At 70.9% G+C, this 21,296-nt stretch carries 22 protein-coding genes, 1 tRNA gene and 1 riboswitch; of the genes, 6 read left to right on the forward strand and 17 right to left on the reverse strand.

The features are described from left to right. Positions 1-107 precede the first annotated feature (107 nt). The 3 genes from Saso_RS14460 to Saso_RS14470 form a co-directional block, all read right to left on the reverse strand. Positions 108-1,295 carry a hypothetical protein gene (locus Saso_RS14460; RefSeq protein ID WP_189918266.1) on the reverse strand — a complete coding sequence of 396 codons (1,188 nt, stop codon included), beginning with the start codon at positions 1,293-1,295 and terminating at the stop codon, positions 108-110. A gap of 126 nt (positions 1,296-1,421) precedes the next feature. Continuing rightward, positions 1,422-2,738, reverse strand: a complete 1,317-nt coding sequence (locus tag Saso_RS14465; protein ID WP_189918267.1) for a nucleotide sugar dehydrogenase — start codon at positions 2,736-2,738, stop codon at positions 1,422-1,424. Between the two features lie 515 nt (positions 2,739-3,253). After that, positions 3,254-3,700: an Hsp20/alpha crystallin family protein gene (locus Saso_RS14470; protein WP_189918570.1), complete on the reverse strand. Its 447-nt coding sequence runs from the start codon at positions 3,698-3,700 to the stop codon at positions 3,254-3,256. A 164-nt stretch (positions 3,701-3,864) separates the two neighbouring features. Between Saso_RS14470 and Saso_RS14475 the strand changes: the two genes are divergently transcribed. Next, the gene (locus tag Saso_RS14475; RefSeq protein ID WP_189918268.1) at positions 3,865-4,167 is read left to right on the forward strand and encodes a hypothetical protein; all 303 of its coding nucleotides are present in this window, start codon (positions 3,865-3,867) and stop codon (positions 4,165-4,167) included. Between the two features lie 113 nt (positions 4,168-4,280). Here the strand turns inward: Saso_RS14475 and Saso_RS14480 are convergent, their stop codons facing one another. Further along, on the reverse strand, positions 4,281-5,321 hold the full coding sequence (locus tag Saso_RS14480; protein WP_189918270.1) for a GlxA family transcriptional regulator: 1,041 nt from the start codon (positions 5,319-5,321) through the stop codon (positions 4,281-4,283). Positions 5,322-5,506: 185 nt separating this feature from the next. Between Saso_RS14480 and Saso_RS14485 the strand changes: the two genes are divergently transcribed. Next, positions 5,507-5,956 (forward strand): hypothetical protein, encoded by a 450-nt coding sequence (locus Saso_RS14485; RefSeq protein ID WP_189918272.1) that lies wholly within the window; start codon positions 5,507-5,509, stop codon positions 5,954-5,956. A 155-nt stretch (positions 5,957-6,111) separates the two neighbouring features. On the opposite strand, the gene Saso_RS14490 is transcribed toward Saso_RS14485, so the two are convergent. Continuing rightward, on the reverse strand, positions 6,112-7,629 hold the full coding sequence (locus Saso_RS14490; protein WP_189918274.1) for an MFS transporter: 1,518 nt from the start codon (positions 7,627-7,629) through the stop codon (positions 6,112-6,114). Positions 7,630-7,693: 64 nt separating this feature from the next. Then, a complete protein-coding gene (locus tag Saso_RS14495; RefSeq protein ID WP_189918276.1) occupies positions 7,694-9,016 on the reverse strand; it encodes a DUF445 domain-containing protein in 1,323 nt (440 codons plus the stop codon). A 201-nt stretch (positions 9,017-9,217) separates the two neighbouring features. On the opposite strand from Saso_RS14495, the gene Saso_RS14500 reads away from it, so the two are divergent. Beyond that, entirely contained in the window at positions 9,218-10,546 is a 1,329-nt protein-coding gene (locus Saso_RS14500; protein ID WP_189918278.1) for an SGNH/GDSL hydrolase family protein, read from the forward strand. 17 nt (positions 10,547-10,563) lie between these two features. Here Saso_RS14500 and Saso_RS14505 read toward each other — a convergent pair whose 3' ends face one another. From Saso_RS14505 to Saso_RS14520, 4 genes are read right to left on the reverse strand one after another with little or no spacing between them, the layout of a single operon-like run. Continuing rightward, positions 10,564-11,382 (reverse strand): DUF1707 SHOCT-like domain-containing protein, encoded by an 819-nt coding sequence (locus Saso_RS14505; protein WP_189918280.1) that lies wholly within the window; start codon positions 11,380-11,382, stop codon positions 10,564-10,566. 9 nt (positions 11,383-11,391) lie between these two features. Then, positions 11,392-12,459 carry an ABC transporter ATP-binding protein gene (locus tag Saso_RS14510; protein WP_229901045.1) on the reverse strand — a complete coding sequence of 356 codons (1,068 nt, stop codon included), beginning with the start codon at positions 12,457-12,459 and terminating at the stop codon, positions 11,392-11,394. A 2-nt stretch (positions 12,460-12,461) separates the two neighbouring features. Further along, positions 12,462-13,226 carry an ABC transporter permease gene (locus Saso_RS14515; protein ID WP_189918572.1) on the reverse strand — a complete coding sequence of 255 codons (765 nt, stop codon included), beginning with the start codon at positions 13,224-13,226 and terminating at the stop codon, positions 12,462-12,464. A 49-nt stretch (positions 13,227-13,275) separates the two neighbouring features. After that, positions 13,276-14,076 (reverse strand): ABC transporter permease, encoded by an 801-nt coding sequence (locus Saso_RS14520; protein ID WP_189918282.1) that lies wholly within the window; start codon positions 14,074-14,076, stop codon positions 13,276-13,278. Positions 14,077-14,370: 294 nt separating this feature from the next. On the opposite strand from Saso_RS14520, the gene Saso_RS14525 reads away from it, so the two are divergent. Continuing rightward, positions 14,371-16,803 carry a transglycosylase domain-containing protein gene (locus Saso_RS14525; RefSeq protein WP_189918283.1) on the forward strand — a complete coding sequence of 811 codons (2,433 nt, stop codon included), beginning with the start codon at positions 14,371-14,373 and terminating at the stop codon, positions 16,801-16,803. A gap of 6 nt (positions 16,804-16,809) precedes the next feature. Here the strand turns inward: Saso_RS14525 and sugE are convergent, their stop codons facing one another. The 3 genes from sugE to Saso_RS14540 all read right to left on the reverse strand — a co-directional run bounded on the left by sugE (position 16,810) and on the right by Saso_RS14540 (position 18,061). After that, positions 16,810-17,130 (reverse strand): quaternary ammonium compound efflux SMR transporter SugE, encoded by a 321-nt coding sequence (sugE, locus tag Saso_RS14530; protein WP_189918284.1) that lies wholly within the window; start codon positions 17,128-17,130, stop codon positions 16,810-16,812. A gap of 37 nt (positions 17,131-17,167) precedes the next feature. Beyond that, a riboswitch (guanidine-III (ykkC-III) riboswitch) is annotated at positions 17,168-17,235 on the reverse strand. Positions 17,236-17,308: 73 nt separating this feature from the next. After that, a complete protein-coding gene (locus tag Saso_RS14535) occupies positions 17,309-17,611 on the reverse strand; it encodes a GroES family chaperonin (RefSeq protein WP_234482940.1) in 303 nt (100 codons plus the stop codon). 120 nt (positions 17,612-17,731) lie between these two features. Continuing rightward, positions 17,732-18,061 (reverse strand): DUF3618 domain-containing protein, encoded by a 330-nt coding sequence (locus tag Saso_RS14540; protein ID WP_189918286.1) that lies wholly within the window; start codon positions 18,059-18,061, stop codon positions 17,732-17,734. A gap of 94 nt (positions 18,062-18,155) precedes the next feature. On the opposite strand from Saso_RS14540, the gene bcp reads away from it, so the two are divergent. Together bcp and Saso_RS14550 are read left to right on the forward strand one after the other, a co-directional pair. Further along, positions 18,156-18,623, forward strand: a complete 468-nt coding sequence (gene bcp / locus Saso_RS14545) for a thioredoxin-dependent thiol peroxidase (RefSeq protein ID WP_189918287.1) — start codon at positions 18,156-18,158, stop codon at positions 18,621-18,623. Positions 18,624-18,754: 131 nt separating this feature from the next. Continuing rightward, positions 18,755-18,839: transfer RNA gene (locus tag Saso_RS14550), tRNA-Leu, on the forward strand. A 45-nt stretch (positions 18,840-18,884) separates the two neighbouring features. Here Saso_RS14550 and rdgB read toward each other — a convergent pair. The 4 genes from rdgB to Saso_RS14570 all read right to left on the reverse strand — a co-directional run bounded on the left by rdgB (position 18,885) and on the right by Saso_RS14570 (position 21,205). After that, positions 18,885-19,487, reverse strand: coding sequence for an RdgB/HAM1 family non-canonical purine NTP pyrophosphatase (rdgB, locus tag Saso_RS14555; protein ID WP_189918288.1), 603 nt, complete (start codon positions 19,485-19,487; stop codon positions 18,885-18,887). Positions 19,488-19,524: 37 nt separating this feature from the next. Further along, positions 19,525-19,941 (reverse strand): hypothetical protein, encoded by a 417-nt coding sequence (locus Saso_RS14560; RefSeq protein WP_189918289.1) that lies wholly within the window; start codon positions 19,939-19,941, stop codon positions 19,525-19,527. A 110-nt stretch (positions 19,942-20,051) separates the two neighbouring features. Beyond that, positions 20,052-20,789 carry a ribonuclease PH gene (gene rph / locus Saso_RS14565; protein WP_189918290.1) on the reverse strand — a complete coding sequence of 246 codons (738 nt, stop codon included), beginning with the start codon at positions 20,787-20,789 and terminating at the stop codon, positions 20,052-20,054. A gap of 107 nt (positions 20,790-20,896) precedes the next feature. Then, positions 20,897-21,205, reverse strand: a complete 309-nt coding sequence (locus Saso_RS14570; protein ID WP_189918292.1) for a glucose PTS transporter subunit EIIB — start codon at positions 21,203-21,205, stop codon at positions 20,897-20,899. Positions 21,206-21,296 lie beyond the last annotated feature (91 nt).

A 21,296-nucleotide genomic window follows, 5' to 3' on the forward strand; every position in this document is an offset into this window, starting at 1 on the left:
GCCGGGAAGCGGTCGAGGGCGGCGGCGACGCGGCCCTCGGCCCGGGCGGCAGGATTCCTGTTCACAGTCATCCGGTCATCCGGTCATCTGGTCATCTGGTCATCTGGTCATCTGGTCATGAGCCAGGGCCAGGCGTCTGCGTCCCGTTCCAGCCAGGTGCAGAGCACATCGAGGGTCTCGTACAGGGGGAACGAGATACGCTTGGCGTGATCGTGGATGTAGCCGCGGACTGTCGTCGCGAAATCACCGGCATCACCCTCCGGGTCGAAGTCGATGCTGAAGTGATCGCGGTGGTAGCGGCGCTCTATCCCCCGCACTTCCTCGTTCACCTCGCCGAGGCGCGCGACCCCGCAGAACTGCGGTTTGCCTCCCCAGTTGGTCACGCGGACGTACCGCAGGACCCGGACGTCACCAAGGCCGACCGTGTCCCGGCTGCGCAGCCCGAGTTCCTCCGACATCTCACGCAGCATCGTGCTCTTGACCAACTGCAACAGGTCCGGGCAGTGCCGCAGATCCTTCCAGTCCATGGACCCGCTGCCCGAGGCAGCCAGCATGCCCTGATTCGTGTCGTTCTTGTCTCCCTGGAGTGTGAGCACCACGCGACCGCTGGAGGTCACGGCCACCACATCGACGCCGAGATGATTGGAGCAACTGCTGTAGCGCAACCGCGGGATCGTGCCGTTGCGCAGAAGCACCGCTTCGCTGGAGACCAGTTCCCGGCGCCGCCGCTGTTCCCTCAGCATGACCTCGCCGAGCAGATTGGTGACCACGTGAGCCGAGTACTGGGTCTTCTGCACGCTGACCCGGGCCGTGTCGGGAAGGAGGTCGTCGGAGAGACGGATCTTGTCGTCGTCGAAGTCGAGCAGGACACGGACAAGTCGGCGCACTCCCTCGCACTCGGGAGGCACGTCCCACAAGCTCGGCTCGATCTGGAGCGGAATGTCCGGGTCACTGCGCAGGCGGGCATCCACGTCCTCGTTGTGCACCGAGGAGAATTCGTTGAAGTGGAGGCGACTCCACCCGTCGTAGGGCGCGGCGTACTCGGCGGCGAACGGATTGATGCGGGTGTCGCGATAGATCCGTGACACCCTCTGCCAGTCCTCGACGATCTGCGCGAGGATCCCGACGAGCGACGCGAGGATGCCGCTCAGGCCGAGCAGAAGCGGAACGAGTGAGCCGTCCTCGAAACCCACGACACTGATGACGACTCCCAGTACCCCAATGCCGAGCAGGCTGCCGTGCAGCGCCGACAGTCGCCCGAACCGTCCCAGGATGATGCGGAGCAGGTAGGGCATGTGCGCACGTAGGGCACGACTGCTGGTCAACTGCATCGGTTCGGCTCCCGTCCACGGAAAGCAGGGGCCTGACGGCCCGGGGGCGTCACTGTCGATCCGTCCGGAAAGCACAAGCGACGGAGGCTGTCAGTTCCCTGGACTTCCTCGCCACGGCTGGAAGTGCCGGCCACCCACCTCAAGGTAACGGGTACCGGTCCCGAACTCCCTGTGCAGCCAAATGCCGTGATTGTCGAATATCCGCACCGCATCGGCCGTGTTCGCCCGAAGTGTGGCGTCGTCCACGGTTCGGTAGAGCGTGTGTCCCGTCATCAGGATCACCGTGTCGCAGTGCCGCAGACCCTCCGGGAAGCGCAGCGGCCGAGCGCCGGTGAGCCCCTGGACCTCGGACGGCGAGTAGAGCGGGTCGTGTGCGCATACCTCGGCCCCCCGCTCCCGCAGGTCACGGATCAGCGGGATAGACGGGGACCGCGTATGGATCTTCATGTTCGAGGCGTAGGCAATGCCCAGCACAGCGACACGGTCGACCGGTCCGTGCTGCCAAACGGTCTGACGGAGGGTCGAGAAGGTGTCTTTCTCCACCCGTTCGAGCGCGGCCACGGCCTCGTGGGCACCCTTCTCCGTACCGAGATAGTCCTTGGCGAGGGGAACGCAGTAGCCGCCGATACCGAGCGACGGGTGATAGAGATCCATGTTCCACTTGGTCGACGCGAGACGCAGGATGTCGGCCACATCGAAGTCCGGCAATGCCAGGCTGAGTTCGCAGGCCAGCATGATGTCGCGGTATCGGAAATAGTTCTCGACCACCTTGACCATGGCGGCGTGCCGAGCGTCCCGCGCCTCGAACACCTCATCGCAGACCGGCGCGTACAGGCGCCTCATCAACGCGATGATCTCGGGACTGTCCCCGCCGATGACCTTCGGCGTGGATGCCATGTCGCGCTCCCGATCCGTCAACCAGTCCCGGCGTGGGGAGACGCCCACGTGGTAGTCGAGACCTCGCCGCCACCCGGCGTCGCCCAGCACTTTGTGCACCGCGGAGTCGAGCCAGGCCGGGGCAATGGTGGACTCGATGATCAGGTAGAGCGGCCGGGCACGCGCGCCCTCCGCCAGGCGTCCGACAACGTCGTGGAGGGCGGAAGCGTCGATCGCGCCGTTGGCCTCGGTGGGCACGCACAGGATGTGCACGGCATGGCCCGACTGGAGCACGTCGGCCACCTCGGTGGTGGCGCGCAGAGTTCCCCGGACCACCTCGGCGCGGAAGTCGTCCGGCAGGTACGGCAGGTGGTGGAAGGGGAGTTCGCCGCGGTTGAGCCGGGCCACGCGCTCGGGGTCCACGTCCATCACGACGCAGGTCCGTCCGGCCCTGGCGAGAGCGCCGGCCAGCGAATAGCCGATCAGTCCAAGACCCCAGACGCACAGCTCTCCGTCGTCAGCCGTGTCCATGCGAGCTCCTCCCCCAGATGCCTGCACGCAGTCCGCCACTCGGTGTTCTGCCCGCACCCCGGGCATGGGACCCGACTTTGCAGTTGTCTGTACCCCACGGACGATGTGGCACAAAGGGCTATGCCCGCCGCAGCCGGGAGTATGTCAGTCGGGCCCGCCTCTCCGGCACCGGCCGATCGAGCGCCACCCAGGGCTTCGACGACAAGACCGAGGTCGCGGGAAGTCAGACCGCCGCCCACCGCTCGGAGGGAGGAAAAAGGCCGGCGCCCCGTTGCGTGGGGGCAGACGCGGGGCCGGGCCGGAGCCGTGCAGGTCGGGACCGGGGTCTCGGGGCTGCGGGACGGGTAGGCCCGGCCCGCGCGGTCGGCCCCAGGGCCCAGCCCAATCGTGCGGGCCAAGACACGAATCCGGCCCATGAAGGTGCGGCTGGGGCCCAAGGAGGCCGGGGCCCGGGAGGGCGAGGGGGCGGGCACCCCGCCCCCACCCCCTTCCGGGCCCCTGGGGTCGGGTGGGCGTCAGCTGTTCAGTTGGCGGCGGTCGCCCCTCGTGCCGCCCGTGATCTGGATGCGGCGCGGCTTGGCCTGTTCGGCCACCGGGATGCGCAGGGTCAGGACACCGGCCTCGTAGGACGCGTCGATGCGTTCCGTGTCGAGGGTCTCGCCCAGGAAAAGCTGCCGGGTGAACGTGCCGGCCGGACGCTCGGCGACGATCAGTTCGGCTCCCTCGGGAGCGGGGGAACGACGCTCGGCGCGCACGCTGAGGACGTTGCGTTCCACGTCGAGTTCGATGGTCTCCGGGTCGATGCCGGGGAGGTCGAAGTGGACGAGGAATTCATCGCCCGAGCGGTAGGCGTCCATCGCCATCGCGGCGGGGTGGTGGTCGGTGCCGCTGCCCGCGGCGGGGCCGAAGAACTGCTGGGCGATCCGGTCGAACTCACGGAACGGGTCGGTACGCATGAGCATCACGAGTCACTCCTTCCAAAGATTTCGGGGTGCGATGCCTCACGTCTTCTTATATAGCTCAGCCGAGAAAAGTTGACAAGCCTGGGCTCAGGTTCGGCGCGTCGGTGCTTGCGCGGGTTAGCCTCGGAGCCGAGCAGGGCCGAGCGACGAGAAGGCAGGCAGACATGGCGAAGGTTCCCAGCGCGGTGATCGCCGCGGGCGGGCTGGTCGGCGGGTACGGCGTGGCCCGCTGGACGCGGCAGCGGCCGCTGGGCGGGGCCGTCCTGGCCGTCGCGGGGGCCGCGGCCGCCCGCCAGTGGCGGCAGCAGGCGGGCGGGGCGGCGGCCGGCGCCCTCACCGCCGCGTACGTCGCCGCCTTCGCGGGGTCGCATCCGCTGGCGAAGCGGGTGGGCGCCTGGCCGTCGGTGTTCGGCGTGGCGGGCGCGGTCGCCCTCGCGTCCTGGGCGGTCGCCGACCGCCGTTCCTGAAGGGTCGGCCCGCCGGGTCTGCCGGGCCCGCCGGGCCTGCCGGGTCTCAGGAAGGGTGCGGCGGGTGCGGCGGGTACGACAGGTGCGCGGACGAGGGGTGCGGGGATGAGTCCTCACTTCCCCACGGTCGCCCCCGCAGCCGCTCCAGCCCCGACCTCGGCCCCGACCCCGGCCCCAGCCCTCACCCCGGTCGCTCCCACCTGGTACCCCGACCTGAACGCCCGCCGGTAGCCCTGCGGGCTGGTGCCCGCCACCTTGCGGAAGCACTCGCGGAACGCCGTCGGGGAGCCGAAACCGGTCTGGGCGGCGATCCGTTCGACCGGGTACGCCGTCGATTCCAGCAGGTACTGCGCGCGCCGCACCCGCGCCCGGTGCAGCCAGCGCAGCGGGGTCGTGCCGGTCTGTTCGCGGAACCGGCGGTTGAGGGTGCGGGGGCTCATCCCGGCCCGGGCGGCGATCTGTTCCAGCGTCACCTCACGGGCGCAGTTGTCCTCCAGCCAGGCCAGTACGGGTTCCAGGGTCGCCCCGGCGGGCGTCGGCGGCAGCTCGTGGACGATGAACTGGGCCTGGCCACCCTCGCGTTCGAGCGGCATGACCGACATCCGGGCCGCCTGCGCGGCGACCGCCGAGCCGTGGTCGCCGCGGATCATGTGCAGGCACATGTCGAGGGCCGCGGCGGCGCCCGCCGAGGTGAGGAAGCGGCCGTTGTCGACGTAGAGGACGTTCGGGTCGACGGTCACCTTCGGATAGCGCTCGGCCAGTTCGCCCGCCGCGATCCAGTGGGTCGTCGCGCGCAGCCCGTCGAGCAGGCCCGTCTCGGCGAACAGGAACGCGCCGACGCAGACGGAGGCGATCCGGGTGCCGCGGGCCGCCGCGTCCCGCAGGGCTTCGGCGACGCCGATCGGCAGCGGCGCCCGCGGGTCCGCGACCCCGGGCAGGATGATCGTGTCCGCCTCGGCCAGCGCCTCGAGCCCGTACGGCGCCCGTACGGTGAACGCCCCCGCGCTCACCTCGCCGGAGGCGGACGGCGAGCAGACCCGCACCCGGTAGGCGGGCCGGCCGTCCGGCAGCCTGGCCCGGCCGAAGGTGTCGATCGGGGCGGACAGATCGAACGGGACGACCCCGTCCAGGGCCAGTACGGCGACGGTGTGCATGGCAGGAGACTAGGCGTACGACGGATCCCGGCCACACGGGCCCCCGGCCACGTCGAGCGGCCGTGAACCGCGGCCCGCCGGTGTCCCGGACCCCACGGACCCCGCCGGAGGCGCTGGCGGGAATCCGTCGGGCTCTGGCATTCGTGCCACTTCTGCCGGCCGTGCGGGCCGCCTAGCGTCGGGGCGTGACCAAGTTCCTCCTCGCCGTGCACGTCCTCGCCGCGATCGTCGCGATCGGGCCCGTCACCGTCGCCGCCAGCATGTTCCCGCCCGCCGCGCGCCGCGCCCTGGCCGCGCCCGACGACGCGCACGCCGCCGCAAGCGTGCGGTTGCTGCACCGCATCTGCCAGGTGTACGCGGCCGTCGGTCTCGCCGTCCCCGTCTTCGGGTTCGCCACCGCGGGCGCGATGGGTGTGACGGGCGACCCGTGGCTGATCACGTCGATCGTGCTGACCGTGCTGGCCGCGGGTGTGCTGCTGGTGCTCGTGCTGCCCCGGCAGGAGGTGCTCGTCGAGGGCGGCGGCGCCCAGGAGACCACGGTCCGGCTGGCCATGTTCACGGGGGTGTTCAACCTGCTCTGGGCGACCGTGACGGTTCTGATGATCGTCCGGCCGGGGTCGACGACCGGCGCCTGACGCGAGGCAGGGCGGGGGCACGGCGGGGGCGAGGGGGACGGCGGCAGCCACCGGCCGCCGCGCACCACCACCCCGCCACCACCCCGCGCCACCCGCTACCTCCGGGCCGCCCCGCACCGCGCGCCACTTCGCGCCGCCCGCGCGCGCAGCGCCCCTCAGGCGGTCGCCTTGCGCGGCCGGTCGCCCGTGGCCGCCTTGCGCGCCTTGCCCGCCGCCGCCGTCAGGGGCTTGGCGATGTCCTCCAGGGAGCGCCGTTCGGCGTTGACCGCCAGGAACGCGGCCACCAGGCCCGCCGCGCACATCAGCGCCGCGCCGATGCAGAACGCGAGGACCGTGTCGCCGACCTTGCCCGTGTCGGTGAGGTCGGCGAACAGCAGGGGACCGCTGATGCCGCCGGCGGCGGTGCCCAGTGCGTAGAAGAAGGCGATGGACATCGCCCGGGTCTCCATCGGGAAGACCTCCGACACCGTCAGATAGGCGCTGGAGGCGCCCGCCGACGCGAAGAACAGCACCGCGCACCAGCAGGCCGTCATCGTCGTCGCGTTCAGCGAGCCCTGGTCGAACAGCCAGGCCGTGCCGAACAGCAGCACACCGGAGAGCAGGTACGTCGAGGAGATCATCACCCGCCGGCCGACCGTGTCGAACAGCTTGCCCAGCAGCAGCGGACCGAAGAAGTTGCCGACCGCGATGACGGCGAAGTAGTAGCCGGTGTTCCCGCTCGGCACGTCGAAGAACTTGGTCAGGATCGCGCCGAAACCGAAGGTGATCGCGTTGTAGAGGAACGCCTGCCCGATGAACAGGGAGAAGCCGAGAACGGAACGGCGCCGGTAGTCGGAGAACACGGTGCGCGCGATCTCGACGAAGGAGACGCTGCGGCGCTGGTGGATCGTCAGCTCGCCCTCGGCGCGGGGCAGCCGCTCCCCCCGGTCCTTTTCGATCTTCCGCTCGATGGAGGTGACGATCTCCTCGGCCTCCCGGTCCCTGCCGTGGATCAGCAGCCAGCGCGGACTCTCCGGGACGTGCCGCCGTACGAGCAGGATCACCAGGGCCAGGACGGCGCCCAGCGCGAACGTCAGCCGCCAGCCGACGTCCGCCGCGAAGATGTCGGTGTTCAGCGCGACGATCGACAGCAGCGAACCGCCGACCGCGCCCAGCCAGAAGCTGCCGTTGATCATCAGGTCGACGCGGCCCCGGTACTGCGCCGGGATCAGCTCGTCGATCGCCGAGTTGATGGCCGCGTACTCGCCACCGATGCCGAAGCCGGTGAGGAACCGGAACAGCAGGAACCACCACGTGTCGAAGGAGACCGCGGTCAGGGCGGTCGCCGCCAGATACACCGCGAGGGTGATCATGAAGAGCTTCTTGCGGCCCCACTTGTCGGTCAGCCGCCCCCAGAACAGGGCGCCGATGCAGGCACCGGCCACGTACAGCGCGGCCGCGATACCGGTGACCTGTCCCGAGGTGATCGGCAGGCCGCTGCCCGGCTCCGACAGCCGGCTCGCGATGTTCCCGACGACCGTGACCTCCAGGCCGTCCAGGATCCACACGGTGCCGAGCCCGAAGACGATGGTCCAGTGCCAGCGCGACCAGGGCAGCCGGTCGAGGCGGGCGGGGATGTCGGTGGTGATCGTGCGGTCGTTCCCGGCCGGCACGGCAGCTTCGGCGCTGGTCATGGGCTCCCTCCTCGGCACGCTCCTCATCGAGCGAACGCGGTTCGGGTTCCCCCGGCCGGCGCCTTCAAGCCCCGAGCCAGTGCGCCACCGTGTAGATCAGCAAGCCGGCCAGCGAACCGACCACCGTGCCGTTGATCCGGATGAACTGGAGGTCACGGCCGATGTTCGCCTCGATCTTGCGGGTCGTGTGCTCCGCGTCCCAGCCCGCGACCGTGTCGGTGATCAGCGAGGTGATCTCGTGCCGGTACGTCGTCACGACGTGCACGGCGGCGCCCTCCACCCAGCCGTCCACCTTCTCCCGCACCTTGCGCTCGGTGGCCATCCGGGCCCCCAGGGACAGCAGCGAGGCCCGCACCCGCAGCCGCAGCTCGCTGCGCTCGTCCTCGGCGGCCGCGACGATCATGGACCGTACGGCCGTCCAGGCGGACGCGATCAGGTCCTGCACCTCGCCACGGCCCAGCACCTCGCCCTTGAGCCGCTCCACCCGCGCCCGGGTGTCCGTGTCGGACTGGAGATCGGAGGCGAAGTCGCCGAGGAACCGGTCCAGGGCGCCCCGCGCCGGATGGGACGGCATGTCCCGCATCTCCGCGCAGAACCGCAGCAGCTCCTTGTAGACGCGCTCGCCGATCCGCCGGTCGACGAAGCGGGGGGTCCAGCCCGGGGCGCCGCCCTCCACCGCGCCCATCACCGAGTCGCCGTGCAGCACCAGCCAGTCGTACGCGCGGGCCACCACCAGGTCCACGGCCCGCCGGTGGCCGCCGTCGGCGACGATCTTCTCCAGCATCTTCCCGATGCCCGGCGCGATCTCCTGGGCCTCCGCGCGCCGAGTGATCGCCTCCCCCACCACCGCCTGCACGTCCGAGTCGCGCAGCACCGTCAGCGCGCCCCGCAGCGCCGTCGCCAGCTCCGCCGTCACCCGGTCGGCGTGCTCCGGGTCGGACAGCCAGGCGCCCAGCCGGGTGCCGATGCCGACCGCGCGCAGCCGCTGCCGCACGACGTCCTCGGAGAGGAAGTTCTCCCCGACGAACTCGCCCAGCGACACACCCAGCTGGTCCTTCTTGTTCGGGATGATCGCCGTGTGCGGGATCGGCAGGCCGAGCGGGTGACGGAACAGCGCCGTCACCGCGAACCAGTCGGCGAGCGCACCCACCATGCCCGCCTCCGCGGCGGCCGCCACATAGCCCGCCCAGGCGCCCGCGCCGTGGTGGGAGGCCCACTCGGCGAGGACGTACACCACGGCCACGAACAGCAGCAGGCCCGCCGCGGTGAGCTTCATCCGGCGCACCCCGCGCCGTTTCTCCTCGTCGGCGGCGCTGAAGACGGTCATCGCGCGCGCCGCCCCGGTGCCGGCCGGCCGCTCCGCTTCCGTACGTTCCATCCGCTCCATCCGTTCCGGTCGACGCCCCGTGCCACCCGTCCCGCACGCGGATCACGCAGATATTGTCCCTACCTGACCGACTCCCGGAACGGAACAGGAGTTCCCGGCGTCTGTCAGGTGGGGGAGCTCGACGGTGAACTCCTGCATGACCGCACCACCGCATGACCCGGAGCCGCGCAGCCGCTCCCCTCACCGAGGAGACCCACCCCCATGACCAGGCCCCACGGTGGCGCCCTGCTGTCCGCGATCATCACCCTCGTCGTGGCGCTGTCCGCCGCCATATACGTCTCCGTCGCCGCCGACCACGGACCCGGCCCCCGCTCCGGCTCGGCCGCCGTCGCCGCGGCCCCCGGTCCGGGCGACGCCGCTCCCGTGTCGACGGGCGTCTGGGTCGGCACCTGGGCCGCCGCCCCGGTCGGCGGCGAACCGGGCACCGCCGCCGACGGCACCGCGGGCCGCACGGTCCGCAACGTCGTCCACACCAGTGTCGGGGGGACGAGTGCCCGCGTCACACTGTCCAACCTCTACGGCACCGACCCGCTCACCGTCACGCACGCCACCCTCGCCGTGGCGGCCGGCGACGGGAGCGCCGCCGCGGACCCGGACACGCTGCGCAGACTCACCTTCCGCGGCGCCACCACCGTCGTCGTCCCGGCCGGCGGGCAGACGTCCAGCGACGCCGTGACCGTCGTCGTCCCCGCCGACGCCGACGTCCTGGTCAGCGTCTACTCCCCGATCTCCGCCGGCCCGGTCACCTACCACCCGCACGCCCGGCAGACCAACTACGTCGCCGACGGCGAGTCCACCGAGGACGTGACCGGCGCGTCGTTCGCGGCCGCCGGCGAGTACTGGCGCTACCTGACCGCGCTGGACGTCCTCGGCGACGAGGCCGACGGCACCGTCGTGGCCCTCGGCGACTCGATCACCGACGGCATCACCTCCACGTCCGGCGCCGACCGTCGCTGGCCCGACGTCCTCGCCGCCCGGCTGCGCGCCGACGGCGCCACCGGGGACGCGCCCCGCTACGGCGTCGTCAACGAGGGCATCAGCGGCAACCAGCTCCTCGCCGACGACCCCCGCCGCGGCGCGTCGGCCCTCGACCGCTTCGAACGGGACGTCCTCGACCGCCCGAACGTCAAGGCCGTCGTCGTCGACCTCGGCATCAACGACATCCTGCGCAACCGGCGGCTCGCCGACCCGCAGGCGATCGTCACCGGCCTGCGCACCCTCGTCGAACGCGCCCACGCCCACGGCATCCGGGTCGTCGGCAGCACCCTCACGCCGTTCCGCGGCCACCGCGGCTGGACCGACGCCCGCGAGGACGTGCGGCAGCAGGTCAACCGGGCGATCCGGGCGGACGCCGTGTTCGACGAGGTCGTCGACTTCGACAAGGCGCTGCGCGACCCGTACGACCCGCGCAGCCTGCGCCCCGAGTACGACTCCGGCGACCGTCTGCACCCGAGCGACCGCGGCTACCGGACGATGGCGTGGACCATCGACCCGACCGACCTCGAAGGCCCGGTCCCGGCCCGGCTGTAGAACGGCGACGGCCGCCGTCAGTCCTCGCGGCGGGGCTCGCGCACGTCCTCCCGCGCGCCCCGCCCGGGCGCGTGACCCCGCCCGTGGCCGCGCAGGAGGTCCTGGTGACCCTCCAGGATCCGCAGGTGGGCGTCGAGATCCTCGTCCCTCGACGACGAGCGCAGCTCGCGCCGGGCCGCCTTGCGCTCCAGCTTCTCCTGCCGCCTGGCCGCCCGCGTCTTCTTGCGCTCGACACCGACGCCGCCCCAGAACGCGAACCCGCCGACGACCACCCGGGGCGCACCCGGGTCCCCGCGCACGCCGGTCTCCCGCTGGTCGAAGCCGCCCATCACACCGACTCCGCGGACGACGACCTCGACCCCCGGCGGCACGACGATCTGCACACCGCCCATGATCGCGACGCAGTTGATCTCGACCTCGCCGGCCGAGAAGTCCGCCTCGCGCAGGTCGATCTCCCCGCCGCCCCAGAACGCGACGCAGGTGAACCGCCGCGGGACCGTCCAGCGGCCCCGGCGCTGGAAGCCGGACATCACGGCCACCGCCCAGGCCGACGAGCCCTCGCCGCCCACGATCCGCCCCGCCCACCTCCCGTCCGCGGGAGCCTCCTTGGCCAGCGAAACCGACGGCGGCGTCACCCCGGCGGCCGGCAGGTCCCGGGTGATCGGCGCCAACTCCCCGTAGGTGCGCGCCTTGTACGTCTCCTCCAGCCGTTCCTCGAACTCCGCCATGTCGAGACGGCCCTCCGCGAGGGCGTCCCGCAGGACCTCGGCGACCCGCTCACGATCGGCGTCGGAGGCACGAAGATCCGGCAGTCCCGGGGCTGCGTCGTCGCTCATGGCGGCAGCCTACGAGTTCCCGGGCGCCGGCACCACGGTCTCCGGCTCGGGCTCCCGCCCGGACCGGGGCGCGGGGGTCTCCCCCGACGGATACAGCATCCGGGCGATCACCGCCTCGATGTCGGGCTCGCGCACCGACAGGTCCACCAACGGGTACTCCGCCGCGATCCGCGCCACCAGCGGCGCCGCCGACATCGACGCCGGGAAGGCCAGCCACTGCCTCGGCCCCTCCACCTTCACCACCCGCGCCGACTCCCCCGCCTCCACCGGCGGCAGCTCCCGCTCCAGGTCCACCACGAGCGTCCGCTCGCTCTCCCCCGCCTCGTGCAGCCCGGCCAGCGCACCGTCGTAGACCAGCCGACCGTGGTCGATGACCATCACCCGCGAGCACAACTGCTCGATGTCCTGGAGGTCGTGCGTGGTGAGCAGCACCGTCGTCCCCCGCTCGGTGTTCAGCTCCCGCAGGAACTCCCGCACCCGCGCCTTGGAGACCACGTCCAGACCGATCGTCGGCTCGTCCAGGTACAGCACCTCGGGATCGTGCAGCAGGGCCGCCGCGATGTCCCCGCGCATCCGCTGCCCCAGCGACAGCTGCCGCACCGGCACCGCCAACAGCGCGGACAGATCCAGGAGTTCGACCAGCCGGTCGAGGTTCTCCCGGTAACGGGCGTCCGGGATGCGGTACATGCGGTGCATCAGCCGGTAGGAGTCGATCAGCGGCAGGTCCCACCACAGCGTCGTGCGCTGCCCGAACACCACCCCTATCCGGTGCGCCAGCCGCGTCCGCTCACGCGACGGATCGATCCCCGCCACCCGCAGCCGGCCCCCGCTCGGCGTCAGGATCCCCGTCAGCATCTTGATCGTCGTCGACTTGCCCGCGCCGTTGGGCCCGATGTAGCCGACCATCTCACCGCGCGCCACGGTGAACGAGATCGCGTCCACCGCCCGCACCCGGCGCAGCTCCCGCTTCAGGAAACCGGTCCTCCTGCGGACGTCGAAGACCTTCTCCAACCCGTCCACCTCGATGAACGCCTCCTGCGCGCCCCCGGCGTCCGCCGCACTCCCCGACACGATCACGCTCAACTCCCCGTACTCCGATACGTCCGCAGCCCCGCCCGCCACGCGAGCCCGGCCACCGCACAGCACGCCACCGCCACCAGCGGCGGCGTGAACGCCGCCCACTGCGGCAGACCCAGCGGATACGGCCGCCCCAGCACATAGGACGCCGGCACCCAGTTGACGAACGCCAGCGGCAGCACGAACGTCACCCCGCGCACCAGCTCCCGCCCGAACACCGTCGGCGGGTACTGGAGCAGCGTCTGACCGCCGTACGTGAAGGCCGCCTGCACCTCCGCCGCGTCCTGCGCCACGAACTGGAACGCCGCACCCGCCACGAACACCGCCGAGAAGATCATCCCGCCGCTCACGATCATCACCGGCACGAGCAGCACCTTCACCGGCGTCCACCCGACGTCCAGCACGGCGCACGCCCAGCCCAGCACCAGCACGCCCTGGGTGATCCGCGCCACCCTCCGCAGCGCGAACCGGTCCGCCGCCACCTGCGCCAGCACCGGCGCCGGCCGCACCAGCAGCGTGTCCAGCGTGCCGTCCCGCACCCGCACGCCCAGCCGGCCCGCCGAACCGATCGCCAGGTCCGCGACCCCGAACGCCGTGGCCGACAGCCCGTACAGAAAGGCGACCTCCGGCAACGCGTACCCGCCGAGCACGTCGACCTGCGAGAACATCAGCAAGATCGCGACAAAGTCCAGTCCCGTCACCAGCAGACCGCCGACCACCGTCAACGCGAACGACACCCGGTACGCCAGCGTCGAACGGATCCACATCCCGGCGATCAGCAGGTACGCCCGCAGCCCCTCCACGACCCGGCCGCGCTCACCCACCCTGCACCACCACCCGCCGCGTCGCCGCCCCCTGCGCCCACCGGCCCACCGCCAGCAGCACCACCGCCCACCCCGCCTGGAAGGCGAACGCCGACCACGGATCGACCCGCCCCATCAGCACGTCCGCCGGCATCTGCAACAACGCCGACCACGGCAGCAGCATCACCAGATCACCGAGCGGCTGCGGAAACGCGTTCAGCGGCAGCGCCATCCCCGAGAAGAACATCCCCGTGACCATCAGCACCTGGAGCGCCCCCGTGCCGTCCAGCAGCCAGAACCCGCTCAACGCCACCAGGAACCGGATCCCGTAGCTGACCACCATCGCCAGCACGATCGCGACCAGCAGGGCCGCCCACAGCGCCGGATCGTCCGGCAGCGCCGTCGGGAAGAACAACGCCCCGAACGCGAACGGCACCACCCCCCGCCCCAGCAACTGGAACGACGCCCGCCCCACGTCGCTCGCCAGCCACCACAGCTGAAGATCCGCCGGCCGGTACAGATCCACCGCCACCTCACCCGTGCGGATCCGCTCCATCAGCTCGGTCTCGAAACCACCGCCCTGGATGGCGAGCGTCGCGAACAACGCCTGCCCCAGCCACACATAGGTGACCGCCTGCGCCTGGCCGTAGCCCCCGAGGTGCGGCCGCTCGTCCCACAACGCCAGATATGCGGAGACGAGGATCAGGCCGAAAACGGTGTTGGTGAACACCCCCGCGGCCGTGGCCACCCGATACGTCGCGTACCTTCTGAAACCCCCCGCCGCGACGGCCGCGTACAAACGCGCCGATCCCAAGGCAACCGTCCTCCTCGCCCGATAGTCACCGCTGGTGCCCGCACCGGCACCGAAGCGCAGGAGCCTAGTGCGCCGCCGCGACCGCCTGCCACGCGTTTTCCGGGCACCGCGGCACCGCGGCACGGCCGGGCGAGGTGTGATGGAACGCGCGCCGATTGCCGGGAACGGAACAGTCGGTGCGAGAGTCTCTAGCAGGGGGCGCAGAACGCGTACGAGGCGTAACAGACGTAAGAGGCACAAGAGGCGTTGAAGGCGTACGGGAACGTACGACGCGAAATGGGAGTCCTGCAACACATGAGTGACGAGCCGCAGCCGCACCAGCCGACCGAAGGCACGGCACCCGGACCACCCCGCGCGGGTGACGGAGGAAGTGGCAGCGAAGGCAAGGAGAGCAAGAAGGTGAAGCGACCCAAGCGCACCGGCCTGCGCCGGCTCCTGCCCACCTGGCGGATGGTGCTCGGCACCCTCGTCCTCGGCGTCCTGGTCCTCGGCGGCCTGTTCGCCCTCGGCTACTCGATGGTCAAGATCCCGCCGGCCAACGCGCTCGCCACCAAGCAGTCCAACGTCTACCTCTACGCCGACGGCACCGAGATCGCCCGCGACGGCAAGGTCAACCGCGAGACCGTCGACCTCGCCCAGATCTCCAAGGACGCCCAGCACGCCGTCCTCGCCGCCGAGGACCGCGACTTCTACACCGAGTCCGCCATCGACCCCAAGGCGATGCTGCGGGCCGGCTGGAACACCGCGACCGGCAAGGGCAAGCAGTCCGGCTCCACGATCACCCAGCAGTACGTGAAGAACTACTACCTCGCGCAGGAACAGACCGTCACCCGCAAGGTGAAGGAGTTCTTCATCTCCATCAAGCTGGACCGCGAGACCTCCAAGGACGACATCCTCGAGGGCTACCTCAACACCAGCTACTTCGGCCGCAACGCCTACGGCATGCAGGCCGCCGCCAAGGCCTACTTCGGCATCGAGGCCGGCAAGCTCACCCCCGCCCAGGGCGCCTACCTCGCCGCCCTGGTCAACGCGCCCAGCGAGTTCGACATCATCGCCCACCCCGAGAACCGCAAGGCCGCAGAGGCCCGCTGGAACTACGTCCTCGACGGCATGGTCACCAAGGGCTGGCTCAGCGAGGCCAAGCGCACCGGCATGAAGTTCCCCGCGGTCAAGGAGACCTCCGGCGCCGACACCGGCATGTCCGGACAGCGCGGCTACCTCGTCAACGCGATCAAGGACTACCTGCTCGACAACAAGATCGTCACGCAGGCCGAACTCGACGCCGGCGGCTACCGGATCACCACCACCATCGACCGCGGCAAGCAGAACGCCTTCGTCGACGCCGTCAACGACAAGCTGCTGAAGAAGCTCGACAAGAAGAACCGCAAGGTCGACACCTACGTACGCGCGGGCGGCGCCGCCGTCGACCCCAAGACCGGCAAGATCCTCGCCATGTACGGCGGCATCGACTACGTCAAGCAGTACACCAACAACGCCACCCGCCAGGACTTCCAGGTCGGCTCCACCTTCAAGCCCTTCGTCTTCACCTCGGCCGTCGAGAACGACTCCGAGACCCAGGACGGCCGCCAGATCACCCCCAACACGATCTACGACGGCACCAACAAGCGCCCCATCCAGGGCTGGACCGGCGGCACCTACGCCCCCGAGAACGAGGACTACGTCAACTACGGCAACATCGACGTGCGTACCGCCACCGACAAGTCCGTCAACTCGGTGTACGCGCAGATGGCCGTCGACGTCGGCCCCGCCAAGGTCAAGCAGACCGCCATCGACCTCGGCCTGCCCACCGACACCCCCGACCTCCAGCCCTACCCCTCCATCGCCCTCGGCACCGCCAACGCCAGCGTCCTCGACATGGCCGAGGCCTACGCCACCCTCGCCAACCACGGCAAGCACGGCGTGTACACCATGATCGACAAGGTCACCAAGGACGGCTCCGCCGTGATGGAGCTGCCCGAGCGCAAGCCCTCGCAGGTCGTCAGCCGCGAAGCCGCCGACACCACCACCTCGATCCTGCGCAGCGTCGTCCAGAACGGCACCGCCACCGCCGCCCTCGCCGCCGACCGGCCCGCCGCCGGCAAGACCGGCACCGCCGAGGAGGACACCGCCGCCTGGTTCGCCGGCTACACCCCCGACCTGGCCACCGTGGTCGCCGTCATGGGCCAGGACCCCCAGACCGCCGCCCACAAGTCCCTCAAGGGCGCGCTCGGCCTGCCCCGCATCAACGGCGGCGGCGCTCCCACCGAGATCTGGGCCCAGTTCACCAGGAACGCCCTGAAGGGCACCACCGCCTCGGACTTCAACCTCCAGATCCAGGACGGCGGCGAGCAGAGCGCCTACCCCTCGGCCCCGCCCTCCTCGGACGAACCGAGCGACGACGAGACCGACGGCAGCACCCCGAGCGGCGACGCCACCAAGGGACGCACCCAGGGCCAGACCCAGGGGCAGACCGGCGGCGGCGGCACGACCGGCGGCGCCACCACCGGCAACACCTCCTCCGGCACCACCAACGGGGGCGCGGCCACCGGCAACACCTCGGCCGGCACCACCGACGGCGGGACCGCCACCAACGGGACGACCTCGGGCACCAGCTCGGGCACCACCGACGGCGGCACCTCGACCGGCACCACCGACGGGGCGAGCGGCGACACCGGCAACACGTCCGGCACGGTCGGCCCCCAGCTCACGGCCACCGGCTGGGACTGAGCGGCCTCAGTGACCGCTGGTCGCCTTGAGCCCCACCACGGCGACCAGCAGCAGACACACGAAGAAGATCCGGGCGGCGGTCGCCGGCTCACCCAGCAAGACCATGCCGACCACCGCCGCACCGGCCGCCCCGATCCCCACCCACACGCCGTAGGCGGTACCGATCGGCAGGGAACGGGCGGCGTACGACAGCAGCAGCATGCTGGCGACGATGCCGGCGCCGGTGAACAGACTGGGGACGAGCCGGGTGAAACCGTCCGTGTACTTCATCCCGACCGACCAGCCGACCTCGAGCAGACCGGCGACGACGAGCAGAACCCAGGCCATGGGGGACACCTCCGGGACGCGAACGCACTGACACAGCGGTGCGTCGTCTTTTCCTGCGTCCCGGTACGGCGCGTCTCGTCGGGCTTCCCCCCAACGTAGCAAAGAGACGGCAAAAGGGGCTGGTGACCATGGTCACCAGCCCCTTTTGCACGCCTCGTCGGGCACCACGGCCCGCCCGTTACAGGTACAGGCCCGTCGAGTCCTCCGACCCCTCGAACCGGTCGGCCGCCACCGCGTGCAGGTCGCGCTCGCGCATCAGCACGTACGCGACACCCCGCACCTCGACCTCCGCACGGTCCTCGGGGTCGTACAGCACCCGGTCCCCCGGCTCCACCGTCCGCACGTTCTGCCCCACCGCGACGACCGCCGCCCAGGCCAGCCGGCGGCCGACGGCCGCGGTGGCGGGGATCAGGATGCCGCCACCCGAACGCCGCTCGCCCTCACCGGTCTCCTGCCGCACGAGCACACGGTCGTGCAGCATCCGGATGGGCAGCTTGTCGTGCGGGGTACTGAGGTCGTCTCTCTTGGCGCTCACACCGATGAACCTACCTGCCCGGAGCGGATCCGTACGCGAGTGGGGCCCGGCCGCGGCCCCGGGCGGTCAGCGCCTGCGGCGGCGCCCGCCGAACGCGAGCAGCCCCACGACACCGACGACGACCAGCGCCACCGGCACCACCCGCTCCAGCCGGGGCGCGCCGTCCTCGTCCACGAACCGCGACCGCACCTCACCCACCGCACGGTTGACCTGCACGTAGGCCCTCCCGAGCGTGTGATCGACGTTGGCCACGACCTTGGCCTTGGCGTCCCCGACGATGGTCTTCGGGTGCACCCGCACCCCGATCTCGTCCAGCGTCTCCGCCAGCACCTCGCGACGGGCCCTGATGTCCGCCTCGATCTGCGCCGGGGTTCTGGTGTCCGACGTCTCCGCCACGGTAAGGCCTCCGAAGTCAGCTGTGTCTTGTTCCGGACAGTCTGTCAGCTCTGCCCGCCGCCGCACTGTCAGGACCCCCGGTTACGCTGGACCGATGAGCGAGCGACTCCAGCCCGGGGACGTGGCCCCCGCCTTCACCCTCCCCGACGCCGACGGCAACCAGGTCTCCCTGTCGGACCACAAGGGCCGCAAGGTCATCGTCTACTTCTACCCGGCCGCGCTTACCCCCGGCTGCACGAAGCAGGCCTGCGACTTCACCGACAACCTGGAACTCCTGGCCGGCGCCGGATACGACGTCATCGGCATCTCCCCGGACAGCCCCGAGAAACTGGGCAGGTTCCGCGACAAAGAGTCCCTGAAGGTCACCCTCCTGGCGGACCCCGAGAAGACCGTCACCGAGGCCTACGCCGCGTACGGCGAGAAGAAGAACTACGGCAAGACGTACATGGGCGTCATCCGCTCCACGATCGTGGTCGACGAGCAGGGCAAGGTCGAACGAGCCCTGTACAACGTCCGGGCGACAGGCCACGTAGCCAAGATCATCAAAGACCTGGGCATCTGACCCCTCCCCCTCCCCCACGGCCCGAGTCGGACCCCCGACCCGGGCCGCCCCACATTCCGCGCACACTCGCCGGGCGACCCGGCAGGCCCGTACACTGAGTGCCGCCGGTCGAGCGCGATGACCGTTTTTGAGCGGCCGTGATGGAATTTGGCAGTCATGCTGGGTTTAGGTCCCAGTGGGTTAACACCCGTGTGGGTTCGAGTCCCACCGGCCGCACGCGAGGACAAGGGCCGCCCGCAAGCGCGGCCCTTGTCCCCTGCCTCAGCCCAGCAGTTCCCGCACCACCGGGATCAGTTCTCTGAAGGCCTTGCCTCGGTGGCTGATGGCGTTCTTTTCCGGGGCCGTCAGTTCCGCGCAGGTGCGGGTTTCGCCGTCGGGCTGGAGGATCGGGTCGTAGCCGAAGCCGTTCGTGCCGGACGGGGTGTGCCGCAGGGTGCCGGTCAGGCGGCCCTCGACCACGCGCTCCGTACCGTCGGGGAGGGCCAGGGCGGCGGCGCAGGCGAAGTGGGCGCCGCGGTGTTCCGCGGCGATGTCGGAGAGCTGTGCGAGGAGCAGGTCCAGGTTGGCCCGGTCGTCGCCGTGCTTGCCGGACCAGCGGGCGGAGAAGATGCCGGGGGCGCCGTTGAGGACGTCGACGCAGAGGCCGGAGTCGTCGGCGACGGCCGGGTGTCCGGTGGCCCGGGCGAGGGCGTGCGCCTTGAGGAGCGCGTTCTCCGCGAAGGTGACGCCGGTCTCCTTGACGTCCGGGATGTCGGGGTAGGCGTCCGCGCCGACGAGGTCGTGGGGCAGGCCTGCGTCGGCGAGGATCGCCCTGAGTTCGGTGATCTTTCCGGCGTTGCGGGTGGCGAGGATCAGGCGGGTCATGGCACCCAGTATCCCGGCCGCCCGGGCCGGTCCGGCGCTACGGGGTGCAGACCTTCGTCAGTTCGCCCGCCGCGTCGGTGACGGGGCTGAGGTCGGGGGTGTTGTCGCCGTTCTCGACGGCGGTGCGGACGTTCCCGACGGCGGTGCGGAGGTCGTCGACCGCCTTGTTGACGTCGGCGTTGTCCGTCTTGTCGCCGATGTTGTCGAGGTTGTTCTCGATGGAGGTCAGCGATTCCTGCGTCTGTGTGGGGTCGTTCGCGGCGTTCTCCACGGCCTGCTGGAGGTCGGTGACGCTGTCGGCGATGGAGTCGGCGGTCTGGACGCAGTCCAGGGCCTTGTTGACCGCGTCGCACCCGGTCGCCGTCAGCCCCACGGTGAGGGCGACGGCCGCGGTGGCGGCGGCTATGAGGGTACGGCGACGCCGGTGCGGGCGTCGGCTCTCGGCCGTGGACATCAGTGTGTTCCTCCCCTTGTCAGGCCCAGGGGCCCCCGTCGGCGTACTCACCAAGACGCACGGGCGGGCGGGCCGGTTGCCCGCGCCCGCCACCCTTCTTGGTGTCCCCTTTACTTTTCGAGGACGGTATCAAGTGCCTTGCGCTGGAGGACAGCGAGTTCCGTGCAGCCGGAAACGGCCAGGTCCAGCAGGGAGTTGAGTTCGTCGCGGGCGAACGGCTCGGCCTCGGCGGTGCCTTGGACCTCGACGAAGCGGCCGTCGCCGGTGCAGACGACGTTCATGTCGGTCTCGGCGCGGACGTCCTCCTCGTAGCGGAGGTCGAGGAGCGGGACTCCGTCGACGATGCCGACCGAGACGGCGGACACGGTGCCGGTGAGCGGCCGGCGGCCGGCCTTGACGAGCTTCCTGCCCTGGGCCCAGGTGATCGCGTCCGCGAGGGCGACGTAGGCGCCGGTGATGGCGGCGGTGCGGGTGCCGCCGTCGGCCTGGAGGACGTCGCAGTCGAGGACGATGGTGTTCTCGCCGAGCGCCTTGTAGTCGATGACGGCGCGCAGGGAGCGACCGATGAGGCGGGAGATCTCGTGGGTGCGGCCGCCGATCTTGCCGCGGACGGATTCGCGGTCGCCGCGGGTGTTGGTGGCGCGGGGCAGCATGGAGTACTCGGCGGTGACCCAGCCTTCGCCGCTGCCCTTGCGCCAGCGCGGGACGCCCTCGGTGACGGAGGCGGTGCAGAAGACCTTCGTGTCGCCGAAGGAGACGAGGACGGAGCCCTCGGCGTGCTTGCTCCAGCCGCGTTCGATGGTGACCGGGCGGAGTTGTTCGGGGGTGCGGCCGTCGATTCGAGACATGGCGCTGAGCCTAGCCGTAGCGGCGCGAGGGGCTCCTCCCACGGGTGGGGAGGAGCCCCTCAGGAGTGAGTGCCCGGGTGGGGGCCCTCAGAGGTGGGCACCGAGGCTCACATCATGTCCTCGATCTCCGCGGCGATGGGGTCGGCGTCGGTGCCGATGACGACCTGGATGGCGGTGCCCATCTTGACGACGCCGTGGGCACCGGCGGCCTTCAGGGCGGCTTCGTCGACGAGCGAGGGGTCGTTGACCTCGGTGCGCAGCCGGGTGATGCAGCCTTCGATCTCTTCGATGTTGTCGAGGCCGCCGAGTCCGGCGACGATCTTCTCAGCCTTGGTGGCCATTTCCGTCTCCCTGAATTGCCTGGTGCGCCCCGCGCGGTGACGCGCGTCGGTCGCAGTAACCCACAGTTGGCCCATCTTCGCGAGCGATTGTGGCGGGTGTGCCGAAGGATGACGTCGAGGAGACGTCGTAGCAACCCAATCGTCCGTAGCTGGTCTACACCACCTG

Origin of the sequence: Streptomyces asoensis, assembly GCF_016860545.1 — a bacterium.
GTDB lineage: Bacteria > Actinomycetota > Actinomycetes > Streptomycetales > Streptomycetaceae > Streptomyces > Streptomyces asoensis.

What these genes read in the sequence shown, in the direction of transcription:
- Saso_RS14480 (WP_189918270.1), bottom strand. Translation starts at nt 5,321, where the DNA reads ATGCACACCGTCGCCGTACTGGCCCTGGACGGGGTCGTCCCGTTCGAT.
- Saso_RS14535 (WP_234482940.1), bottom strand. Translation starts at nt 17,611, where the DNA reads ATGCTGCACGACCGTGTGCTCGTGCGGCAGGAGACCGGTGAGGGCGAG.
- sugE (WP_189918284.1), bottom strand. Translation starts at nt 17,130, where the DNA reads ATGGCCTGGGTTCTGCTCGTCGTCGCCGGTCTGCTCGAGGTCGGCTGG.
- rph (WP_189918290.1), bottom strand. Translation starts at nt 20,789, where the DNA reads ATGTCTCGAATCGACGGCCGCACCCCCGAACAACTCCGCCCGGTCACC.
- Saso_RS14465 (WP_189918267.1), bottom strand. Translation starts at nt 2,738, where the DNA reads ATGGACACGGCTGACGACGGAGAGCTGTGCGTCTGGGGTCTTGGACTG.
- Saso_RS14500 (WP_189918278.1), top strand. Translation starts at nt 9,218, where the DNA reads ATGACCAGGCCCCACGGTGGCGCCCTGCTGTCCGCGATCATCACCCTC.
- Saso_RS14570 (WP_189918292.1), bottom strand. Translation starts at nt 21,205, where the DNA reads ATGGGCCAACTGTGGGTTACTGCGACCGACGCGCGTCACCGCGCGGGG.
- rdgB (WP_189918288.1), bottom strand. Translation starts at nt 19,487, where the DNA reads ATGACCCGCCTGATCCTCGCCACCCGCAACGCCGGAAAGATCACCGAA.
- Saso_RS14470 (WP_189918570.1), bottom strand. Translation starts at nt 3,700, where the DNA reads ATGCTCATGCGTACCGACCCGTTCCGTGAGTTCGACCGGATCGCCCAG.
- Saso_RS14505 (WP_189918280.1), bottom strand. Translation starts at nt 11,382, where the DNA reads ATGAGCGACGACGCAGCCCCGGGACTGCCGGATCTTCGTGCCTCCGAC.
- Saso_RS14490 (WP_189918274.1), bottom strand. Translation starts at nt 7,629, where the DNA reads ATGACCAGCGCCGAAGCTGCCGTGCCGGCCGGGAACGACCGCACGATC.
- Saso_RS14460 (WP_189918266.1), bottom strand. Translation starts at nt 1,295, where the DNA reads ATGCCCTACCTGCTCCGCATCATCCTGGGACGGTTCGGGCGACTGTCG.
- Saso_RS14525 (WP_189918283.1), top strand. Translation starts at nt 14,371, where the DNA reads ATGAGTGACGAGCCGCAGCCGCACCAGCCGACCGAAGGCACGGCACCC.
- Saso_RS14515 (WP_189918572.1), bottom strand. Translation starts at nt 13,226, where the DNA reads ATGTGGATCCGTTCGACGCTGGCGTACCGGGTGTCGTTCGCGTTGACG.
- Saso_RS14495 (WP_189918276.1), bottom strand. Translation starts at nt 9,016, where the DNA reads ATGGAGCGGATGGAACGTACGGAAGCGGAGCGGCCGGCCGGCACCGGG.
- Saso_RS14560 (WP_189918289.1), bottom strand. Translation starts at nt 19,941, where the DNA reads ATGTCCACGGCCGAGAGCCGACGCCCGCACCGGCGTCGCCGTACCCTC.
- Saso_RS14475 (WP_189918268.1), top strand. Translation starts at nt 3,865, where the DNA reads ATGGCGAAGGTTCCCAGCGCGGTGATCGCCGCGGGCGGGCTGGTCGGC.
- bcp (WP_189918287.1), top strand. Translation starts at nt 18,156, where the DNA reads ATGAGCGAGCGACTCCAGCCCGGGGACGTGGCCCCCGCCTTCACCCTC.